Annotated in this window: 21 protein-coding genes; 9 read left to right on the top strand and 12 right to left on the bottom strand. The window is 33.9% G+C overall.

Translation table 11 applies throughout. The features are described from left to right. Window positions 1–188 precede the first annotated feature (188 nt). The 7 genes from B2745_RS13565 to B2745_RS13535 are packed head-to-tail and all read right to left on the bottom strand — an operon-like array spanning window position 189 to window position 4,422. Window positions 189–1,187: a Gfo/Idh/MocA family protein gene (locus B2745_RS13565; RefSeq protein ID WP_304067653.1), complete on the bottom strand. Its 999-nt coding sequence runs from the start codon at window positions 1,185–1,187 to the stop codon at window positions 189–191. A gap of 11 nt (window positions 1,188–1,198) precedes the next feature. Next, window positions 1,199–1,792, bottom strand: coding sequence for a tRNA-(ms[2]io[6]A)-hydroxylase (locus B2745_RS13560; RefSeq protein WP_304067650.1), 594 nt, complete (start codon window positions 1,790–1,792; stop codon window positions 1,199–1,201). Between the two features lie 25 nt (window positions 1,793–1,817). Then, window positions 1,818–2,135 (bottom strand): type II toxin-antitoxin system RelE/ParE family toxin, encoded by a 318-nt coding sequence (locus B2745_RS13555; protein ID WP_304067648.1) that lies wholly within the window; start codon window positions 2,133–2,135, stop codon window positions 1,818–1,820. After that, a complete protein-coding gene (locus B2745_RS13550; protein WP_304067645.1) occupies window positions 2,111–2,308 on the bottom strand; it encodes a hypothetical protein in 198 nt (65 codons plus the stop codon). Before B2745_RS13550 ends, B2745_RS13555 begins: the two co-directional genes overlap by 25 nt. Window positions 2,309–2,346: 38 nt before the next feature. Then, on the bottom strand, window positions 2,347–2,919 hold the full coding sequence (gene nadD, locus B2745_RS13545) for a nicotinate (nicotinamide) nucleotide adenylyltransferase (RefSeq protein WP_304067642.1): 573 nt from the start codon (window positions 2,917–2,919) through the stop codon (window positions 2,347–2,349). 8 nt (window positions 2,920–2,927) lie between these two features. Then, a complete protein-coding gene (gene gmk, locus B2745_RS13540; RefSeq protein ID WP_304067639.1) occupies window positions 2,928–3,500 on the bottom strand; it encodes a guanylate kinase in 573 nt (190 codons plus the stop codon). A gap of 58 nt (window positions 3,501–3,558) precedes the next feature. Continuing rightward, window positions 3,559–4,422 carry a YicC/YloC family endoribonuclease gene (locus tag B2745_RS13535; RefSeq protein ID WP_304067635.1) on the bottom strand — a complete coding sequence of 288 codons (864 nt, stop codon included), beginning with the start codon at window positions 4,420–4,422 and terminating at the stop codon, window positions 3,559–3,561. Window positions 4,423–4,547: 125 nt separating this feature from the next. Between B2745_RS13535 and B2745_RS13530 the strand changes: the two genes are divergently transcribed. The 4 genes from B2745_RS13530 (at window position 4,548) to B2745_RS13515 (ending at window position 6,777) form a co-directional block, all read left to right on the top strand. Further along, window positions 4,548–5,243 carry a hypothetical protein gene (locus B2745_RS13530; protein ID WP_304067631.1) on the top strand — a complete coding sequence of 232 codons (696 nt, stop codon included), beginning with the start codon at window positions 4,548–4,550 and terminating at the stop codon, window positions 5,241–5,243. A gap of 117 nt (window positions 5,244–5,360) precedes the next feature. Next, complete coding sequence (locus B2745_RS13525; RefSeq protein ID WP_304067628.1) at window positions 5,361–5,825, top strand: hypothetical protein; 465 nt, start codon at window positions 5,361–5,363, stop codon at window positions 5,823–5,825. A 157-nt stretch (window positions 5,826–5,982) separates the two neighbouring features. Continuing rightward, window positions 5,983–6,354 (top strand): hypothetical protein, encoded by a 372-nt coding sequence (locus B2745_RS13520; protein WP_304067625.1) that lies wholly within the window; start codon window positions 5,983–5,985, stop codon window positions 6,352–6,354. Window positions 6,355–6,381: 27 nt separating this feature from the next. Beyond that, the gene (locus B2745_RS13515; RefSeq protein WP_304067621.1) at window positions 6,382–6,777 is read left to right on the top strand and encodes a hypothetical protein; all 396 of its coding nucleotides are present in this window, start codon (window positions 6,382–6,384) and stop codon (window positions 6,775–6,777) included. An 87-nt stretch (window positions 6,778–6,864) separates the two neighbouring features. Here the strand turns inward: B2745_RS13515 and metA are convergent, their stop codons facing one another. The 4 genes from metA to B2745_RS13495 all read right to left on the bottom strand — a co-directional run bounded on the left by metA (window position 6,865) and on the right by B2745_RS13495 (window position 10,223). Then, entirely contained in the window at window positions 6,865–7,809 is a 945-nt protein-coding gene (gene metA / locus B2745_RS13510; protein ID WP_304067618.1) for a homoserine O-acetyltransferase MetA, read from the bottom strand. 110 nt (window positions 7,810–7,919) lie between these two features. Beyond that, a complete protein-coding gene (rnc, locus tag B2745_RS13505; protein ID WP_304067616.1) occupies window positions 7,920–8,648 on the bottom strand; it encodes a ribonuclease III in 729 nt (242 codons plus the stop codon). A gap of 64 nt (window positions 8,649–8,712) precedes the next feature. Then, window positions 8,713–9,966 carry a beta-ketoacyl-ACP synthase II gene (gene fabF, locus B2745_RS13500; RefSeq protein ID WP_304067614.1) on the bottom strand — a complete coding sequence of 418 codons (1,254 nt, stop codon included), beginning with the start codon at window positions 9,964–9,966 and terminating at the stop codon, window positions 8,713–8,715. 20 nt (window positions 9,967–9,986) lie between these two features. Beyond that, window positions 9,987–10,223, bottom strand: a complete 237-nt coding sequence (locus B2745_RS13495; protein WP_026905281.1) for an acyl carrier protein — start codon at window positions 10,221–10,223, stop codon at window positions 9,987–9,989. Window positions 10,224–10,368: 145 nt separating this feature from the next. Here B2745_RS13495 and B2745_RS13490 point away from each other — a divergent pair, with 145 nt between their 5' ends. The 3 genes from B2745_RS13490 (at window position 10,369) to B2745_RS13480 (ending at window position 13,110) form a co-directional block, all read left to right on the top strand. Continuing rightward, the gene (locus tag B2745_RS13490) at window positions 10,369–10,785 is read left to right on the top strand and encodes an IPExxxVDY family protein (RefSeq protein WP_304067611.1); all 417 of its coding nucleotides are present in this window, start codon (window positions 10,369–10,371) and stop codon (window positions 10,783–10,785) included. A 188-nt stretch (window positions 10,786–10,973) separates the two neighbouring features. Next, a complete protein-coding gene (pyk, locus tag B2745_RS13485; RefSeq protein WP_026905279.1) occupies window positions 10,974–12,404 on the top strand; it encodes a pyruvate kinase in 1,431 nt (476 codons plus the stop codon). A 307-nt stretch (window positions 12,405–12,711) separates the two neighbouring features. Then, window positions 12,712–13,110: a hypothetical protein gene (locus B2745_RS13480; protein ID WP_304067608.1), complete on the top strand. Its 399-nt coding sequence runs from the start codon at window positions 12,712–12,714 to the stop codon at window positions 13,108–13,110. Window positions 13,111–13,336: 226 nt separating this feature from the next. On the opposite strand, the gene B2745_RS13475 is transcribed toward B2745_RS13480, so the two are convergent. Then, window positions 13,337–14,314 carry a helix-turn-helix transcriptional regulator gene (locus B2745_RS13475; protein ID WP_304067605.1) on the bottom strand — a complete coding sequence of 326 codons (978 nt, stop codon included), beginning with the start codon at window positions 14,312–14,314 and terminating at the stop codon, window positions 13,337–13,339. 145 nt (window positions 14,315–14,459) lie between these two features. On the opposite strand from B2745_RS13475, the gene B2745_RS13470 reads away from it, so the two are divergent. Together B2745_RS13470 and B2745_RS13465 are read left to right on the top strand one after the other, a co-directional pair. Further along, window positions 14,460–16,451, top strand: a complete 1,992-nt coding sequence (locus B2745_RS13470) for a T9SS type A sorting domain-containing protein (protein ID WP_304067602.1) — start codon at window positions 14,460–14,462, stop codon at window positions 16,449–16,451. A 355-nt stretch (window positions 16,452–16,806) separates the two neighbouring features. Then, the gene (locus tag B2745_RS13465) at window positions 16,807–20,121 is read left to right on the top strand and encodes a vitamin B12-dependent ribonucleotide reductase (RefSeq protein WP_304067599.1); all 3,315 of its coding nucleotides are present in this window, start codon (window positions 16,807–16,809) and stop codon (window positions 20,119–20,121) included. Window positions 20,122–20,232: the final 111 nt, after the last annotated feature.

The following is a 20,232-nucleotide window of genomic DNA, read 5'->3' as shown; positions in this document are numbered from 1 at the left end:
TTTGAAAGAGCAGAGACTTATTTTATCCAAATGATTGATAAAAAACTAATAAATCGGGAGATATTTTAGCTTTTTGAGCTGAAAATTCCAGGAAGTTTATATCTATTGGAACATGATTTGGTGATAGATAATTCTTAACGTGTATGAGTTATCACATTTGGTTCATTATGAAAACAGATTATCATTTCTTACGCTTTATTGATATGTTTCCAACATCTATCTTTATCACTAGCAAACATAGCTTCCATCACCCTCATATTATTTAAAGCATCTTCTAAAGGCGTTGGTACATTTTTATCTTCTAAAATAGCTTTAGAAAAAGTATCAAATTGTAAAGTATATTGGTTACTGATGTCAAAGAAAATATCTTTTTGTTCATCGGCCTTGTAAAGGCTGATTTTAGCTGGCTCTAAAGGTTTAGCATTAAAAGGGATTTCTATTTCTATACGACCTAAATCTCCAATGATATTTACCCTTTGGTAAGGCACCAATTGGGTAGAACAAGTAAAACTTGATACTCCGTTCTCAAATTGCATCATTCCGGTTGATATGACATCGGTTTTTAGTACAGGGTCGTAATTTATGGTAGACACAACCTGTAAAGGTTCTGCATCAAATAAAAATCGTGAAAGCGAAATACAGTAACAGCCAATATCCATCAGCCCGCCACCGCCAATTTCTGCTTTATTTCTAATATTTTGAGGGTCTACATTATAGTAAGAGAAGAAAGATTGGATAACTTTCAAATCGCCAATCCACTTTTGGTTTACCAGCTCTTTTGCATGTATCCATTGCGGATGAAACCTATACATAAAGGCTTCCATGATTTTTAAATGAGGATATTTTTTAGAAGTTTCTAGCAGGGTTTCTGCTTCTTTGCTAGATAAACCGATAGGCTTTTCGCACAAAACATGTTTGCCTGCTTTTAAGCATTTTATGCTCCATTCAACATGCAAATGATTGGGTAAAGGGATATAAATAGCATCAATATCTTTATCATTTAACAGCTCTTCATAGCTGCCATATGCTTTTTCAATATTTAAAAGACGAGCTACTTTTTGTGCTTGTGCTAAATCTCTAGAGCAAATTGCATCAACTTGTGTAAACTTACAGTCTACAAGTGCAGGTAAAACCCTATCTGTTGCAATTTTTGCTGTGCTTAAAATTCCCCATTTAATTTTTTTCATTTTTTAGGATGTTAGCCATGTATGGTTTCGCTTTTTCCGTAGCTTCTGATGATGATGCCCTCGTAATCTAGCCATTCTTGCCAGCGTTTATCTACATCAATACCATTTCCGTATTTTCTGGCTAGGCCGATGAAAAGCGTATAGTGTGTAGCCTCAGAAATCATCAACTCGTGGTAAAAAGCCGCTAATTCTTTATCTGCAACATGTTCTGATAGCACTTTAAAGCGTTCGCAGCTTCTGGCCTCTATCATCGCGGCAAGCAAAAGACGGTCTACCATGTTTTCTGTTCTTTGGTTTTCGCCTCCACCTTTTTTCAAGAATTTTAGCAACTCGTTTACATAATTGTCTTTACGCTCTTTGCCAAAAGTATATCCTCTTTTAATGATGATATCATGCACACGCTTAAAATGGTCCATTTCTTCTTTTACCAATTCTGCCATTTCTTGTACCAGCTCTGGCACATTTGGGTTTTGGATAATGAGGGTTATGGCGTTGGTAGCTGCCTTTTGCTCACAGTAAGCGTGGTCTGTTAAAATTTCTTCGATATTACTTTCTACCACATTTTTTACCCAAAATGGGTCTGTTGGCAATTGTAATTTAAACATGGTTTTTATGACTTAAGCTGTAAATTTAAGCATTGTCATCAAGATTTGGATGATTAGCAATTAATCTTGCGGTATGATGAATAGTAAGTATTATAATAAAACCGTCATCAATTTTATAAATAATTAGGTAATGCTTAAATATAAGCTGATGAGCTTCTATATTTTTATAGAAAAAACTTTTTCCTTTTAGTGGATGAGTTGGAATTTTTCTAAGAAAGGCAATGATACGGTCGACTTCAATTTTAGCATATTTTGGAGAATTGATGGCGATGTATGAAGCTATTTCTTTAAGATCCGAAATGGCAGTTGGTAGAACTTTTAATCGTAGTTTTCTTTGAACCATTCATTCATTTCTTGTTCTAGTTTTTCATCAGATATACCTTTGCCATCTTCAAGCTCTTGGAAAGCATGATCCAGCTTAGCCATTAATAATATTTTATCAATAACAAGGGCAACATCTGTTTTAGGTAGCATATGATTAACAATATGCTGCATAGCATCTTTTGTTATTTCCATAATTAAATATAAAAATAATCTTTCATAACAGAGGTAGATTATTTATACAAACTTTTACTATCTATAAACTCCAACACTTCTTCTGATAAGAAGTATTGCACATTTTTATGTTCTTTAATGGCTTTTCTGATAAAGGTAGAAGAGATTTCCATCAATGGCGTTTGGGTAATGGTTACCGATGGATGATGGCTAAATTCTTCATCAATATAACCCGGTCTTGGGTAAACATAAATGTGATAATCTCTTAAAATAAGCTCATAATTTTTCCATTTTTTAAGGCTCTTCAGATTATCAGCACCCATAATCAACACAAAATCATGTTCTGGATAAATATCTTTTAGATGTGTGAGGGTATCAATGGTATAAGATGGCTGAGGTAATTTAAGTTCTATATCGCTTACGCTGATGTTTTGGCTTTTATCAGTAGCTATTTTTGCCATCTCAAGTCTATCATAAACCTGAATGAGGTCTTTTTTATCTTTTAAAGGGTTATGCGGAGAAACAACCAGCCAAACTTTATCTAAAGGGGTATGGTTGGCCATATAATTAGCAATAATCAAATGCCCGGTATGAATAGGATTGTAAGAGCCAAAAAATAGACCAATTTTCATCTGCTCAACTAACCGTTAATGAAATTAAAAATCAACTCTTCTGCTTCTTTACAAGCGATATCTAAATCGTAATTTTTTAAAATAACATCAAATTTAGAAGCATAATCAAGCTCTTTTTCTGCCTTTTTAATACGCTCTGCTAGTTTCTCGGCAGAATCTGTACCTCTGCCGGTTAATCTTTCTACTAAAACTTCTAAAGATGGCGGCTGTACAAAAATGGCCAAGGCATCATCACCAAATTTTTTCTTTAATCTTAAACCACCTTCAACATCAATATCAAAAATTACATGCTTATCCTCATCCCAAATTCTTTGGATTTCACTTTTTAAAGTACCATAAAAAGTTCCGGTGTATACCTCTTCAAACTCTACAAACTCATGCTTAGCTACGCGGTGTAAAAACTCTTCATTACTGATGAAATAATAATCTCTGTTATTTACTTCATCGCCTCTTAATTGTCTGGTAGTTGCCGATATAGAAAAGGAAATTTTATCCGGAAATTTATTCAGTAAATGATGAACGATAGTGGTTTTACCTGCACCAGATGGTGCCGAAAATATAATGAGTTTGCCTTGTTTCATTTATTGAGATATGAGTATTGAGTAAAGCTTTAAGCATTTAGCCTTTTGCCTTCAGCTTCTATAATACGTTTAACAGTTGTTCTTTAATTTTTTCTAATTCTTCTTTCATGCTTACCACGTTTCTTTGGATATTGGCATCATTAGCTTTAGAGCCCATGGTATTAATTTCTCTACCTATTTCTTGCGAGATAAAGCCTAATTTTTTACCATTGGCATCTTTATCTTTTAAAGTTTTAATGAAATAATCGCAGTGGCTTCTTAATCTTACTTTTTCCTCGGTAATGTCAAACTTGTCTATATAGTAGATAATTTCTTGTTCTAGCCTATTGTTATCGATGTTTTCTTTGCCAACAGCATCAGCTAAATAGGTGTTTAATCTTTCTTTAAAAACAGGTACGCGGTTAGGTTCGTCAACTTCAACTTTTTGTAAAAGCGTTAAAATATTCTCGATACGTAAAATCAAATCTTTTTCTAAAACCTCACCTTCGTCTGCTCTAAACTTCTTAAAATTCTCTAAAGCAGTCTGAAAAGTTGCCAAAACCTGATTCCATTCTTCTTCAGAAACGGCATTCTCATCATACTTTACCACTTCCGGTAAGTTGATGGCCAGGCTTAATAAGTTATCGGTATTTTCACCTAGCTCTAAAGCGGTGCTTTTAAGTTCTTGATAGTAATATTTTAATAAATCTTGGTTGATGGTAGCTGCTTTAGCACCAGCCTGATTACTTTCTATATTGATAGAAAGCATTACTTTACCTCTTTCTATTTGTTTATTGCACTCGTTTCTTAAGAAAAATTCTTTTTCAGAATAGGCTTTAGGGAGTTTCAGGTTAAGCTCTAGAAACTTGCTATTGAGAGACTTAATTTCTACGGTATATTTTCCGCTGTCCAGATCTTTAGTTGCCGATCCGTAACCAGTCATTGATTTTAACATTTGCAAAGATAAAAATTAATCTATTAAATGGATATGGCTTTTCTGTATCCTACAAATGTTAAAAAAGCTAAAATATAGGGTGCTTAAAGAAGTTAATCTTAAATTTAAGGTCTATGAGGTATCTGCTGTTTTTCTACTTATGCTTTGCGCTTTTGTCTAGATCTTATGGACAAGAGCAGTTTATCCTTAAAGGTGTTGTTTTTAGCGATTTAAATAAGCAAAGATTACCTTATGTGAATATCATCAATCAAAGAACACAAGCGAGTTTAAAAAGTGATGAATGGGGCGTTTTTGCCATTCCTGCACAAATAGGCGATACGATTTTAATTCAGAAAGAAGGTTTTCAGGAGTTTAGTAAAAATATCAGCGCTAAGCAAAATTTGGTAGTTTATTTAAAAGGTGTTATCAAGTTAGATGAAGTGGTGGTAAGGCAGCCTTCAAAAAAAGCCGACCAAAAAGAAGTTTTAGATGATTTTAGAAGTAAAGGTGTTTATTTTAATGGTAGTCCGCCTTTGTTGTTTTCTATATTTCATCCATTAACAGCCATACACGAGCTTTTAAGTAAAGATGCTAATAATGCACAAAGGTTTGTCAATTATATCAGCAGAGAAAATGCCGAAAGTGCTGTAGACAGGAAGTTTAATAAATGGCTGATTATGAAACATATTCCTATAAAAGATGAGGATGTAGCAGAGTTTATGTTCTTATACAGACCCAAACCCAACCAAGTAACCTATTGGAATGATTATGATGTGATTAAGTATATTAAGGATTCTTATCAGAAATATCTTAAGGAGCATAAAAAGTAGCTTGTTATCCTATTTATAGGATTGTAATTGAGTCATGTTTCTTTAAATTTTATATTAAAATCATTTCATTGTAGCAGCTAACCCATAAGATTCGTAATTAATTAAAATCTTTACTTTATGAAAAACTCAAGGCTCCTTTTATTTTCTTTAATTATAGCTCCTTTATATTTTTCTGGATGTGAAAAACAAGAGACAGATTGTGGCTTTCTTGATTTTGAAACCATTGATTTTGGAAATTATCCTTCTTTAGGAATTGTTAATAGTGATGATGAGGATAAGTATCTAGTTATTAACTCTGAAGCTGAATTTGATGAAAAAGTATTTATTTCAGAAGGAGATAAAGAGCGATTTCATGTAGATTATAATAAGTATACGCTTCTTCTTGGGAAAAAAAGAATTGGAGGGATAGCAGGCAGTTTAATCAGCCAAACATGGCAGAAAGAATGTGGAAGTAATAACTACATTTATAAAGTTGCTATAGAGAATGGAGGTTATACTGCGTTAGGTAATTTTTATTTTGGTATTATCATAGATAAGGTTAACGCCGATGAGGTTGTGTTTGATGTTTATTTAAGCGAATAATATCTAATTAGATTTAATGCTAAATTATCAAAATACTATAAGCATTAACTTGACTCCGTAATTGTTATCAGCCGTGTCTTTTTCTTATAATCAACGTATTATCTAAAAAGAGCTTTAACTAAATTCAATTAACATCTAACTATTAATATTTTACAATATGAAAAATTACATTATGATTCTACTGTCTATAATATTGATGAGCTGTGAAGATACAAATAGCTCATTAATAGAGAGCGATAATTTTAACGCATGTGGAGTTTCTTCATTTCGTCAACTTAATTGGGCTCAGGAACTTGTAGCAGGCAAAGGGGCATGTAGTCAAATTTATTCAGGGGCTAAGCTTACCATGTATGATTACATGGGGGAGAAAGTTTTTTATTTTGAAAATCTAGCATCATCTATAGGTAGTTGTAATAGGGTCTTATATAATTGTTCGGGTATGATTTTAATATCAGCTAATTCTGAGCAAAGTATTTGGACGGATTTTGAAAATAATAGGTCTAGTGGTAAATTAATTTGGAGTAAATAAGATGAAATTAGTAAACTTAAAATCACTATGATAAAGTCTGTCTATTTTAAATTAACCATTATCACTTTCCTTTCTTTTTTAAGTTTTAGTTGTGAGAAAGATTTATTAAAAAAGGAAAATATTGATCCAAAAGTAACCTACAAAGGTGTAGTGCTAGCTAAACAGTGTCCGAGTTACGCAATAATTCAAATAATTGATAAAAATATTGGCTATAATTGGGTTCAGAATAGTATAAGTTACGATCATGTAATTGCCATATCTAATCTACCTGAAGATTTTCAAAGTGACAGTATTTTTTTATCAATTGATACTACAAAATTTAGTCAGGATTGTATCATACAAAAGCCATGTCAACAAATTGTAACCGTTGATTTGAGTAGTTTTGAAAAGATATATTGTGCTTCAAAAATAACCTCCAATTAACTGTTTAGCATAGTGGTAGTTTAAAGTTCATTTAGGTTCTTTTAATCAAAAAACTTATTGGAAGGTCATCTATTCCAATTATACTCCCTAACTATTCACTTTAATATCACCCAAATGTTCTACATCTTTTAAATCATAAGGTGTTTCTTGGTACACAAAATAGTTTAACCAATTATTGAAAAGTAGATTGGCATGGCTGGTCCAGCATACTAAAGGGGGGTTTTTAGGATTATTAGCCACATAATAATTTTCTGGCATGGCTATCTCCAAACCTTTTTTAACATCTCTTTTATATTCTTCATGCAAGGTTAAAGGCGCATATTCAGAATGTCCCGTGAGGTAGAATTCACGTCCTCCTCTGGAAGAAATGATAGCTACACCAGCATCTGCAGATTCTGATAAAATAGAAACCCCTTCTTTACTGGCAATATCCTCTTTTCGCATGGTGGTATGGCGACTGTGAGGGATGAAAAACTCATCGTCAAAACCTCTAAATAGTGGGTTGGTTTTTTCTGTAGCGCTATGTTTATAAACCCCAAATAGCTTTTTATCTAATGCAATTTTCTCTACTCCGTAAAAATGATAAAGTGCCGCTTGCGATGCCCAACAGATGTATAAAGTTGAGGTTACGTGTTTTCTAGCCCAATCAAATATGGTGGTAATTTCTTTCCAATAGGTTACTTCTTCAAATTTAAGCATCTCTACTGGGGCACCTGTAATGATCATCCCATCATAAAAGTTTTCCTTGATATCGGTAAAAACTTTATAAAACAGTTCAAGATGTTGTTCTGATGTATTTTTTGATTTATGCGAATCTAGCCTTAAGAAGGTTACTTCTACTTGTAAGGCATTATTAGAAAGTAACCTTACAAAATCTGTTTCGGCCGTAATTTTTATAGGCATTAAGTTAAGAATGAGTACACGCATAGGACGGATATCCTGTGTATTGGCTCTTAAATCATTAATCACAAATATATTTTCCTTTTTCAGGATTTCTATTGCTGGCAGATTATTTGGAATCTTTACGGGCATATACTATTTCGCTTTTCTGCTTATTTAAGCGGCAAAAATAACAAGATTAAACAGGAAGTTAAAACTTAAAGCAGTTTATGACATCAAAGAGAGATGAAATAACAAGATGCTTAGATGGCTAATAGCTCGCAAGTTTTTTCTGCGGCTAGTTTTTCAGCACTTTTCTTATTAAAATCTATACCGGTTGCCATAGGTTCGTTATCAATAAGCACCTGTATAGAGAAAAGTTTTGCATTATCTCCCTCCTGGTTGGGGATAAGTTCAAACACAATATCTTTAGAGTGCCTTTGGCACCACTCTATCAACTTACTTTTGAAATTGGTTTCGGTTTGTTCTAAAGTGTGGATATCAATATGAGGCTTGATAATCCTTTGGATAAGGAAATCTTTGGTGAAATTATAACCTTTATCTAAATAAACGGCTCCAATTAAAGCTTCAAAGGCATCGCCCAATAAAGAACTTTGTTTTGAGGTAATGTTTACGGTGGTAGGGTCAAATTCTATCAGCTCGTTAAAACCTAGTTTTTTGCCCAATTGGTTTAAATTTACCCTACTTACAATTTTAGAGCGCATTTCTGTAAGAAAGCCTTCTTCTTTGTAAGGGTACATTTTAAAAAGCACTTCGGCAACAACGGCTCCTAAAATGGCATCGCCTAAAAATTCTAATCTTTCATTACTGTTTTTTCCGCCACGTTTGATGCCTAAAGCAATAGATCTGTGCCTGAAAGCCATCTTGTATAAAGAAAGGTTTCCAGGCACAAATCCTAATAAATTCTTTAGCGCCTTAACGTATTTACGGTCAGGAGAAAGGTGTAATTTATAGATTCTTGATAAGGGCATTTATTTAAGCGCTGTACGTATTCATGAATGTATAGATTTACAGAAACGCAACAGTTTTAAATAACTAATCCTCGTACTTTTTAAAGATTACCGATGCGTTATGTCCACCAAAGCCAAAAGTATTACTTAATGCTGCCCTTACTTCTCTTTTCTGAGCTTTATTAAAAGTAAAATTCAACTTAGGATCAAAAGCAGGATCATCTGTAAAATGATTGATTGTTGGAGGCACTATGCCATGCTTAATGGCTAAAATAGAAGCTATAGACTCCACTGCTCCGGCAGCACCTAATAGGTGACCTGTCATTGATTTTGTTGAACTAATATTCAGTTTATAAGCATCTTCACCAAAAAGACTTCCAATAGCTTTTGTTTCGCTAATATCACCTAGTGGGGTTGATGTTCCGTGAACATTAATATAATCAATATCTGCAGTGGTTAAGCCAGCATCGTCTAGTGCACCTTGCATTACCAATTTAGCGCCAAGCCCTTCTGGGTGTGGTGCAGTAATGTGGTTTGCATCGGCACTCATGCCGCCACCAACTATTTCGGCGTAAATTTTGGCACCTCTTGCTTTTGCATGCTCTAAACTTTCTAAAATGATGGTTCCAGAACCTTCACCGGCAACAAAACCTTCTCTGTCTAAGTCAAACGGACGAGAAGCAGTTTGAGGATCGTCATTCCTGGTAGAAAGTGCATGCATCGCATTAAATCCGCCTATACCAGCTTCATTAATGATAGCCTCTGAACCACCAGAAACAATAATATCTGCTTTATTTAACCTGATGTAGTTAAAAGCATCTATTAAAGCGTTGGTAGAAGAAGCACATGCAGAAACACATGCGAAGTTAGGACCTCTTAAACCATATTTGATAGAGATATGCCCTGCGGCAATATCAATAATCATTTTAGGAATAAAAAAGGGATTTAATCTTGGTGTTCCGTCGCCTTTTGCAAAATCAGTAATTTCATCCAAAAAAGTTTTTAAACCACCAATACCAGCTCCCCAGATCACTCCGATTCTGTTGGTATTAAGTTTTTCAAAATCTAATCCAGCGTCTTTTACAGCTTCCTCAGTAGAAACTAGTGCATACTGTACAAACGGATCTAATTTACGGGCTTCTTTCTTGTCGAGATAATTTTCAGCGACAAAATTCTTCAGCTCACAAGCAAATTTTGTCTTGAACTTCTCTGTGTCAAAACGAGTAATAGGAGCGGCACCGCTTACTCCGTTGATTAAACCGTTCCAATATTCTTCAACGGTATTACCAATCGGGGTAAGCGCACCTAGTCCTGTTACAACAACTCTCTTTAGCTCCATCTATTAGGTTAAGAGTTAAATTACTTTACATTTTTTTCCAAGTAAGCGATAGCCTGGCCAACAGTACTGATGGTTTCAGCCTGATCGTCTGGGATAGCCACGTTAAACTCTTTTTCAAATTCCATGATTAGTTCAACGGTGTCTAACGAGTCAGCACCAAGATCGTTGGTGAAAGATGCCTCTGGTGTTACCTCATTCTCGTCAACACCTAATTTTTCAACGATGATTGCTTTTACTCTTGAAGCGATATCAGACATAATACTCTATTTTAATGGTTAATTAATTCTGTGCAAAGAAAAATAAATTCTATTAAATATCAAACCTTTTTGTTTTTCCTCTAATTTTGACAAAAAGCAAGCCGGTTTATTTAAGGTTTCCAGTGCTAAATTAAACTTAATTATATTGAATAAGAAATTTTTAAAGCTAGAACTTGATTTTGATTTCATCTTAATCTCTATAACGTCTCCGCTTAAGGACTATAGACTGTGCTATCAGATCAATAAAAACTTACAATTTGAGTTCGAAAAAATAGAAGATTTAGAGATTACCTACACTGGTTTGGACACGAAGTATTATTCTCGTTACTTGTATCATGTGGATGAGTTTGCACCAGCATATTACCTTATTGCTAATAAAGGTTTAGGGGGATATTTGGTACCAGAACTTAAAGAAACCGATTATTTTGTGCTGATTAAAGAGTTTATTGATGATGAAGATTTGAGTTTTTTTCTGGAAGGATTGAAGCGGATAGAAGACATTCAGGTAGCTGTAGAAGTGAATCCTAGGAAGCTAAAATCTAAGGAAAATCTTATTTTTTAGCAGATGAATTTGAGTTGGTGTAAAAAATACACTACTTTTGAATTAGAATCTTTATGTAGATTCAAAAAATAGTTAAACCAAAAAATCAGAAAAATATATGAGATCATCATGATTTTGCTAATTATTCCAGAAGGATATAATTTTATATCATGAATGCTTCATAACCATTAAAAAAATAAAAAAAGCAAATGAAAATTGTTCAAAAAAGAACCAAAATCGTAGCTACTTTAGGTCCGGCTACTTCAAATAAAGACGTTTTATTATCCTTAATTAAAGCCGGAGTTGATGTTTGTAGATTAAATTTCTCTCATGGCAAAGCAGAAGATCATCAAAAAGTGATTGATATTATCAGAGAAATCAATCAAAAATATAAAACCAATGTTGGTATTTTGGCAGATTTACAAGGTCCAAAGATTAGAATTGGTTTAGTAAAAGATGGTGGTATTAACCTGATTAATGGTACACAAATTAAAATTACAACCAATGAGTGTATAGGTGATGATAACCAAATTTATATCACTTATGAAACCTTCCCTCAGGATGTAAAAGCAGGAGAAATTATCTTATTGGATGATGGTAAATTGCAAATGCGTGTGGTTGAAACCAACAGAAAAGATACCGTTATTTGTGAGGTTTTACATGGTGGTATTTTAACCAGTAGAAAAGGTGTAAACCTTCCAAATACGAAAGTTTCTATCCCTTCTTTAACTGAAGAAGATTTGGTAAATCTTGATTTTGCATTGGCAAATGATGTGGAGTGGATTGGTTTATCTTTCGTAAGAAAAGCAGAAGATATTATAGATTTAAAGCGTATCATTAGCAGAAGTGGTAAAACTTCTAGGGTAATTGCCAAAATTGAGAAACCAGAAGCCATTGATAATATAGACGCTATTATTGAAGTTACAGATGGTGTAATGGTTGCCCGTGGAGATTTAGGTGTTGAAATGCCAATGGAAGAGGTTCCTGTTTTGCAGAAAATGATTGCTCAGAAATGTAATAAAGCATCAAAACCTGTAATTGTTGCTACGCAGATGTTAGAGAGTATGATTACTACTCCGCGTCCTACCAGAGCTGAAGTGAATGACGTTGCAAACTCTGTTTTAGACGGTGCAGACGCAGTGATGTTAAGTGGTGAAACCTCTGTAGGTGAGTTTCCATTGATTGTTATCGAGACGATGAGCAAAATCATCAACCATGTTGAAAATACTTCTTATCCGTATTACAAAAACAAAGAATTAGACGAGAGCTGTCCAACTTATATGGCTGATGCAGTGTGTAGCTCTGCCGTATTTTTAGCAGATAAAACCAATGCAGAAGGTATTGTTGCGATGACATCTTCTGGATATACTGCTTTCCAAATCTGTAGTCATAGACCAAAAGCAGGTACTTATATTTTTACATCAAACCGTAATTTGTTAAACACCCTAAGTTTACTTTGGGGAGTAAGAGGTTTTTACTATGATAAGTTTGATAGTACCGATACCACCATTAGCGAGGTTAACAAAATCTTAAAAGCAGAGAAGTTAATTGAGTCTGGCGATATCATCATCAACACAGCGTCTATCCCGATTGAGAAAAAAGGAAAAACGAATATGATTAAAGTGAATGTTATTGATTGATAAATTAGCGTTTATATAAAGAAAAACCCAGCCGAAAAGTTGGGTTTTTTTGTTTAAAATATTAGGATTCTTTTCATAAAGAGGCTAAAATAAGCTTCTAAAAGTGTATCTGATTTTAGAAAGTGTAATTATTTTTAAAGTTATTTGTTAATGAAAAAAAAATATTTTAAATTATTGGCTTTAAAAAGAAAAACATCATACTGCTGCTACTATTGTTAAACTAGATTCTTTTTAATAAAAATCTATCGTTTTATTAAGATAAAGGTGATGAACTATTATTTTCCAAAACTTAAAAAGTCTATACTTTATGAAAAATCTAATTGCTTATTTCGCTGTGTTTTACACAATAACATTGTCTAGTTGTGAGAAGTCTGATAACCTTAAAGACAATTGCTACCGAGCAAAGGTACTTAATAAATCTACTGGTTGCGGTGGGGTTATCCAAGTTATGAAAGGGAGTCCCAGTTTACCAAATTCTAAATGGATTGGGGACGAAGGTATAAAATATCAAAAGTCTTATGCAGTCAGGAGTTTACCAAGTGATTATACTGTAGGCAAAATAATCTATTTGAAGGTTAACGATGTAATAAAAACACCTGACGACCAAATTTTACCAACAATTTGTGGTCCTTTGCCTGAATATTCACTAGATATAGATCTAGTTGATGCTAACTGCGTAATTATAGAAGATTCTGAGGCGCTTTGAAATAAGTTATACTACTTTATCATCAACACAGCGTCTATCCCGATTGAGAAAAAAGGAAAAACGAATATGATTAAAGTGAATGTTATTGATTAATAACCGATAAAATAGAAAGAGGCTATTTCAAAAATTAATATTTGAGATAGCCTCTTTTTTTATGTTAGTACGTTGTGATAGTTTTATCAAAATTTAAGCTAAAATCTTTTTTTTCTTCTGACTTAAGTTTAGACTAAGAAATTGCACTTGGTCTGATTTGAAATTCTTTGAAAAAGGCTCTTGAAAAGGATTGTGGGGTGTTATACCCATATTTCAAAGCGGCTTCAGTTATACTTATTCTATTTTCTTTGATATCATTAAATGCTCTTTGTAAAACTTGTTTGCGATAAAATTTTATGATAGATACGTTAAATAGACTTTGAAAACCTGATGTAAGTTTAAATCTATTTATCCCATACTTTTTGCATAAGTTTTCTACAGAAATATCTTCCAAATCATAAGTGCTTAAATCGCTTTTAATTCCTTGAAGCTTCTTTATATCATCTGCAGAGAAGTATATTTCAGAATTATTTACAAAGGAGATAGACTGGAAATAGTAAGCCATTAATTCATAGGCTTTACACTCCAAATAAACTCTTCTAAAATTTTTAATAAGCCTACAACTTAAAATTTGTTTGATAATAAGGTTTACTTCATTGGTAATATCAAACAATTCGCCAGGTTGCTTACCAGAAAAGAATGCTTTTAAACAAGCTTCTTTTTCTTTCTTTTGAGTTTTATCAAAGAATTTATCTAAGCATAGATGAAAGGCTTCTTGATCGAATATTAGCGAAGCTACTTCAAAACGCTTTGATTTTTTATACTCTACTACAGATAGTTTACCATCTTCTTTAATGGCATAAATAAAAGATTGATTTTTTTTAAGGTTTACTTCTAAATTACCCTGTAGATGATGGGTTGAGTTTCCAGAAAGCATTAGACTGATTAAAATTTTATCCTGAAAATATTGGCTGTATCTCATTTGATAAGTTTCTTCAGGTTTTCCAGCATAATAAGCTAATAAAATACCAGGAGTTAATGGAATTAATGCAGTATGACTTTCGCCTAAAACAGGAGCCTTAAATTTGAGCATATCATCCTCACAATTTAATCTGGTTACCTCATCAAAAGGGTAATCTTTTAATTCTTCTACGAGTATTGGCGTTTCCATATTTAATTAAATTTTTCGGAAGGTTTTTGTTTTAAATATATAGGAAAATTTCAAAAAAATGCGTTTTGGATAAATCAAAATGCGTTTTGGGTAAACATTTCGACTGTGTGCGCTATAATTTTGAGTAAATCAAATTCAACTAAATATGAAAAAAATATTTACGCTATTTATCGTTTGCCTATCTTTTACCAAAATATCTGCACAAACCATTAGGTATGTAAAATCCGTTGCTTCTGGTACTGCCGATGGTAGCAGCTGGGTAAACGCCTCTTCAGATTTGCAAGCGATGATAGACCTCTCTATTGAAAATGATGAGATTTGGGTTGCTTCTGGTACATACCTACCAAGTAGTCTTATAGCGATAAGAGATGCTTCTGACTTTTCAAATCCAGCATCTAATGATAGAGATAAGACTTTTTTGATTAAAAAAAATATCAAACTTTATGGGGGATTTGCTGGTACAGAAACCGCCCTTTCTCAAAGAAATATTAGTAATAACGAAACCATACTGAGTGGAAATTTGGGTGATAATACAAGTGCTATAGATAATTCTTATCATGTGTTGTCTATAGTTACCCCAGTTGGGCAGAGTCTAAATAATTCTTTAGTTGTTGATGGATTTACCATCACAGGAGGTAATGCAAATTCAGGACTTGTTTATAATAATATTTATCCTAGATATTGGGGAGGCGCTTTATTTATTGCGGCTGATGATTTAAACCTTAATAATACACCTACCATAAACAATTGTAAATTTATAGATAATTTTTCAACAGCAGGAGGAGGGGCAATTGCAGTATTGGCCTTTAATCTCGGATCAGAATCAATAGAAATACAAAATTGTAGTTTTATAAATAATAGGTGTAATTACCAAGGCGGAGCACTTTTTTTCTATTATGATGGGGTAAATACTGGTGAATATAAGGCGAATATTTATAATAGCTATTTCGAAGGAAATTCAGTAAATAATTTTTTTCAAGGAGGTACAAATGGCGCAACTGGCGGAGCAATTTGTGGGTATAAATTGGGCGAATTAATTATTAACCGATGTATATTCAAAGATAATAGTACAACTGCTGGCTTTGCATCTACTGGTAATGGAAGTGCTGTAGGGTTATTGTTAGGAGCTAAATCTACCATCATTAATTCTTTGTTTTACGATAATGATAGAGCTGCTGTTTACAATAAAGAATCAGATTTGAACATTATTAACTCAACTTTATATAACACTAACGGGACATTAATTGAGGTTAATTCTGCTAAAAGTATCGCCCTAAATAATAGTATTATTTGGACAGATAATCCTATTCAAAATGCTATTACCAATGTGAATACAGCTCCTTTATCCTCAACTTTGAATAATAGTATTTTAAACAGCACCAATCAGCTGGCTTTTACAACACCTCCTGTTAATTTAATCAATACTGATCCACAATTTTTAAATATCAATACTAAAGATTTTAAGGTTGAACCAAACAGTAGCGCAGTTAATGCTGGTAATAATAGCTTGTATAATTTGGTGGCATTTGGTAATATAGATTTATTAGGAAATAACCGGGTTGATAATCAAATTGATATTGGGGCTTATGAGTCACAAGGGACATTACCTGTTACCTTAGTAAATTTTACACTCAAAAAAGAGTTGAATAGTGTTTTATTGGCTTGGCAAACAGTATCTGAGATTGACGCTAAAACGTATATAATTTCACGTTCTAATGACGGGATAGCGTTTAAGGAATTAGGTAAAATTAATGCTAAAAATTTTCAACAAAATAATTACGTGTATGAAGATGATAAACCAAGTAAGGGGATAAATTATTATCGATTAGAGCAGATAGATTTAAATGGCGAAATAAACCTTTTGGGGATAAAGTCTATAAATTTTGAGTTGTTAACAACTGAGGTGAAAGTTTATCCAAACCCAACTACTAACGAGGTAATATTAAATTTTAATCAAGGAGATTACCAGGTTTTAAAACTTATTAGTAAAAGCGGGCAAACATTAGAAACCATAGCTGTATCGCCTATACAAAATGAAATGCGAGTTTCTTTGGCCAAATACGCTAGTGGAATTTATTACCTAAGTTTACAAGGAAAGGGAGAGAATTTTTTTAGTAAAGTGCTAAAAAAAGAGTAGCTTTTATAAGTGAATGTTATTGACTCATAACTCAACGTTTTTACATAGAAAACCCAACCCAAAAGTTGGGTTTTTTTATTTAAATATGACATAAATCATGTACCAAATACACTTATGTTTTTTACATATCATTTTTTATGAAAATATCGTGTAAAAAAGAAAATTTTTAGTTTTCCACACTTGTAAATATCTTGTTATCAGTGTTTTTATGATAAAAACAACTCACAGGCAAATTTTATAAATCTACCTGTGGAAAACTCAAATCTGTTTATGTCTAAGTAGAAATTAAATTTGATAAAAACTCCTGTAGTTTTTTTAGCAAATAATCAGAATAAGAAAAATTAAAATATCAGTTATGGGAAAATCATCATCAAACAAGGCGGCTACGCCTACCGGGAAAGGGTTGAAATTTGATCGTTACTTTACAGTCGAGGGAAAAGATGTCTATGATCTTTTTACGTATGATAAAAGGTCATCGGTAATCAGAAACCCTTCTGGTGACGCAGTTTTTGAAATGAATGATGTTGAAGTACCAAATACTTGGTCTCAAGTAGCAACTGATATCTTAGCTCAAAAATATTTCAGAAAAGCGGGTGTGCCACAAGCTGATGGTTCTTTAGGGTCAGAAAAAAGCATTAAGCAAGTAGCGCATCGTATGGCAAATTGCTGGAAAGTTTGGGGAGAGCGTTACGGTTATTTCGCTTCTGCCAAAGATGCGCAAATATTTTATGATGAAATTGTTTATACTATTGTTGGGCAATTAGCAGCACCAAACTCGCCGCAATGGTTTAATACCGGTTTACACAGTTCTTATGGCATTACAGGTGGTCCTCAAGGTCACTATTATGTAGATCCAAAAACAGAAAAATTAGAAAAATCAACTTCAGCTTATGAGCGCCCACAACCACATGCTTGTTTTATTTTATCTGTAGAAGATGATTTGGTAAACGAAGGTGGTATCATGGACTTATGGGTTCGCGAGGCTCGTATTTTTAAATATGGTTCTGGTGTGGGTACCAACTTCTCTAAAATAAGAGGCGAGAACGAAAAATTATCTGGCGGAGGTTACTCATCAGGTTTAATGTCTTTCTTAAAAATAGGTGACAGAGCTGCTGGTGCTATCAAATCTGGTGGTACAACCAGAAGAGCGGCTAAAATGGTTTGCTTAGACTTAGACCACCCAGAAATTGAAGGCTTTGTAAATTGGAAAGTAGAAGAAGAGAAAAAAGTTGCCGCTTTAATAGCTGCGGGTTACTCTTCAGATTACGAAGGAGAGGCTTACAGAACCGTTGCTGGCCAAAACTCTAACAACTCGGTACGTATTCCTAATGAGTTTTTTAGAGCACTTGAAAACGGTACAGGTTGGAATTTAACTGCCCGTTCTGATGGCAGAGTGATGAAAACCATCGACGCAAAGAAATTATGGGATGATATCGCTTTTGCAGCTTGGGCTTGTGCAGACCCTGGTGTACAGTATGATACTACCATTAACGAATGGCATACTTGCCCTGCTGGTGGTCGTATCAATGCTTCTAACCCATGTTCTGAGTACATGTTCTTAGACAATACAGCTTGTAACCTAGCTTCTATCAACTTACGTCATTTCTTTGATTTAAAGACTTTAGTTTTTGATGTAAAAGGTTTTGAGCATGCTTGTCGTATCTGGACAACTGTATTAGAAATTTCTGTTTTGATGGCTCAGTTCCCATCTAAAGAAGTAGCGCAGTTATCTTATGATTACAGAACTTTAGGATTAGGATATGCTAACTTAGGTTCTATGTTAATGGTAGCTGGTATCCCTTACGATAGCGATAAAGCAAGAGCTATGGGTGGTGCTATTACCGCAATTATGACAGGTACTGCTTATGCAACATCCGCAGAGATGGCAAGAGAATTAGGTACTTTTAGCAGATACAAAGAAAACAAAGATAGCATGTTAAGAGTAATGCGTAACCACCGTTATGCCGCTTACAATGCTACAGATGCTTATGAAGGCTTAGAAATTGCGCCTCCAGGAATTGATCAAAAAGTATGTCCTGATTATTTATTATCAGCAGCTTGCAATGCTTGGGATAAAGCAGTAGAAATGGGTGAGAAATACGGTTACCGTAACGCACAAACTACTGTAATTGCACCAACGGGAACTATTGGTTTAGTTATGGATTGCGATACTACTGGTATTGAGCCTGACTTTGCTTTAGTGAAATTTAAAAAATTATCTGGTGGTGGTTATTTCAAAATCATCAATCAAGCGGTTCCTGCTGCTTTAAGAAACTTAAAATATAGCGAAGCAGAAATTGAAGCTATTGTAAATTATGCTAAAGGTGCTGCTAGCATTAAAGGAGCGCCACATATTAATCCTGATTCATTAAAGGCAAAAGGATTTACTGATGCTGATTTAGAGAAATTAGATAAAGCTATCATCTCTGCTTTCGAGATTAGCTTTGCATTTAACGTTTGGACTTTAGGTGAAGATTGTTTACAACGTTTAGGCTTTAAAGCCGAACAATATAATGCTCCTGATTTTAATGTTCTAAGATCTTTAGGTTTTAGTCGTCAACAAATTGCAGAGGCTAACGAATATATTTGCGGAACCATGACTATTGAGGGAGCTCCTTACTTAAAAGAAGAGCATTACCCAGTATTTGACTGCGCAAATAAAAATGGTGCTAAGGGTGTGAGATATATCCATGCACATGGCCATATTAAAATGATGGCTGCAGCACAACCTTTCTTATCTGGAGCGATTTCTAAAACCATCAATTTACCTAACGAAGCTCAGGTAGATGAGATTAAAGATTGTTACGAGTTATCATGGGCTTTAGGGTTAAAAGCAAATGCACTTTACCGTGATGGCTGTAAATTATCTCAGCCTTTATCAACAAAATCTGATGCTAAAGAAGATAAACTGGATACAGTAGAAGAAGTTTTAGGTAAAGCAGCAGAATTAAAATTAAGTGACTTAACGCCAGAACAGGTATTAGAAGCAGCAAATGCCATTTTACAACGTTCTGAAGATACCAGCTTCATGAGACAACTCTCAAGGGTTGTACAGAAGAAAGTAATGCCTGCAAAAAGGAGAGGCTTTACTCAAAAAGCTAGCATCGATGGTCAAACCGTTTTCGTACGTACCGGAGAATATACTGATGGTACTTTAGGAGAAATCTTCGTGGATATGCACAAAGAAGGTGCTACTTTCCGTTCTTTGATGAACTGTTTTGCTATTGCCGTATCAGTAGGTTTACAGTACGGTGTGCCTTTAGAAGAGTATGTAGAGAAATTTACTTTCACCAGATTTGAGCCCGCAGGTATGGTGAGTGGCCACGAGAATATTAAATCTGCTACATCCATTATTGATTACATGTTTAGAATGTTAGGTTATGAATATTTAAACCGTACAGACTTAGTTCATGTTATTACCGAACAAAAAGCTATAACAGGAAACCCACAATTAGAAGATACAGATGTAAATACTGATGCTACAAACGTTTACACGCCAGCACCAGTTAAAGAAACCGTTGCTTCAACAGCTAAGAAAGGTTTATCACTAGATATTTCTATGGGTGCACAGTCTGATGCTCCTGCTTGCAGCAGCTGTGGACATACCACTATCAGATCTGGTACTTGTTACAAATGCTTAAACTGCGGAACCTCTATGGGATGTTCTTAATTTAGAAATTTGAATAAATTTAAAAGCCCTGCAAATTGTGGTTTGCAGGGCTTTTTTGTTGAATAACTATAGATGACTCTTATTCTATGATTTTTATGAGCATCCCTTTTT

The organism is Pedobacter glucosidilyticus (assembly GCF_002483235.1).
Taxonomy (GTDB): Bacteria; Bacteroidota; Bacteroidia; order Sphingobacteriales; family Sphingobacteriaceae; genus Pseudopedobacter; species Pseudopedobacter glucosidilyticum_B.
The sequence above is the reverse complement of the archived record's forward strand: the minus strand, read 5'-3'. Positions and strand labels throughout refer to the sequence as shown.

Coding starts and splice junctions, on each gene's coding strand:
- B2745_RS13565 (WP_304067653.1), bottom strand. CDS start 1,187: ATGAAAAAAATTAAATGGGGAATTTTAAGCACAGCAAAAATTGCAACA.
- B2745_RS13560 (WP_304067650.1), bottom strand. CDS start 1,792: ATGTTTAAATTACAATTGCCAACAGACCCATTTTGGGTAAAAAATGTG.
- B2745_RS13555 (WP_304067648.1), bottom strand. CDS start 2,135: ATGGTTCAAAGAAAACTACGATTAAAAGTTCTACCAACTGCCATTTCG.
- B2745_RS13550 (WP_304067645.1), bottom strand. CDS start 2,308: ATGGAAATAACAAAAGATGCTATGCAGCATATTGTTAATCATATGCTA.
- nadD (WP_304067642.1), bottom strand. CDS start 2,919: ATGAAAATTGGTCTATTTTTTGGCTCTTACAATCCTATTCATACCGGG.
- gmk (WP_304067639.1), bottom strand. CDS start 3,500: ATGAAACAAGGCAAACTCATTATATTTTCGGCACCATCTGGTGCAGGT.
- B2745_RS13535 (WP_304067635.1), bottom strand. CDS start 4,422: ATGACTGGTTACGGATCGGCAACTAAAGATCTGGACAGCGGAAAATAT.
- B2745_RS13530 (WP_304067631.1), top strand. CDS start 4,548: ATGAGGTATCTGCTGTTTTTCTACTTATGCTTTGCGCTTTTGTCTAGA.
- B2745_RS13525 (WP_304067628.1), top strand. CDS start 5,361: ATGAAAAACTCAAGGCTCCTTTTATTTTCTTTAATTATAGCTCCTTTA.
- B2745_RS13520 (WP_304067625.1), top strand. CDS start 5,983: ATGAAAAATTACATTATGATTCTACTGTCTATAATATTGATGAGCTGT.
- B2745_RS13515 (WP_304067621.1), top strand. CDS start 6,382: ATGATAAAGTCTGTCTATTTTAAATTAACCATTATCACTTTCCTTTCT.
- metA (WP_304067618.1), bottom strand. CDS start 7,809: ATGCCCGTAAAGATTCCAAATAATCTGCCAGCAATAGAAATCCTGAAA.
- rnc (WP_304067616.1), bottom strand. CDS start 8,648: ATGCCCTTATCAAGAATCTATAAATTACACCTTTCTCCTGACCGTAAA.
- fabF (WP_304067614.1), bottom strand. CDS start 9,966: ATGGAGCTAAAGAGAGTTGTTGTAACAGGACTAGGTGCGCTTACCCCG.
- B2745_RS13495 (WP_026905281.1), bottom strand. CDS start 10,223: ATGTCTGATATCGCTTCAAGAGTAAAAGCAATCATCGTTGAAAAATTA.
- pyk (WP_026905279.1), top strand. CDS start 10,974: ATGAAAATTGTTCAAAAAAGAACCAAAATCGTAGCTACTTTAGGTCCG.
- B2745_RS13480 (WP_304067608.1), top strand. CDS start 12,712: ATGAAAAATCTAATTGCTTATTTCGCTGTGTTTTACACAATAACATTG.
- B2745_RS13475 (WP_304067605.1), bottom strand. CDS start 14,314: ATGGAAACGCCAATACTCGTAGAAGAATTAAAAGATTACCCTTTTGAT.
- B2745_RS13470 (WP_304067602.1), top strand. CDS start 14,460: ATGAAAAAAATATTTACGCTATTTATCGTTTGCCTATCTTTTACCAAA.
- B2745_RS13465 (WP_304067599.1), top strand. CDS start 16,807: ATGGGAAAATCATCATCAAACAAGGCGGCTACGCCTACCGGGAAAGGG.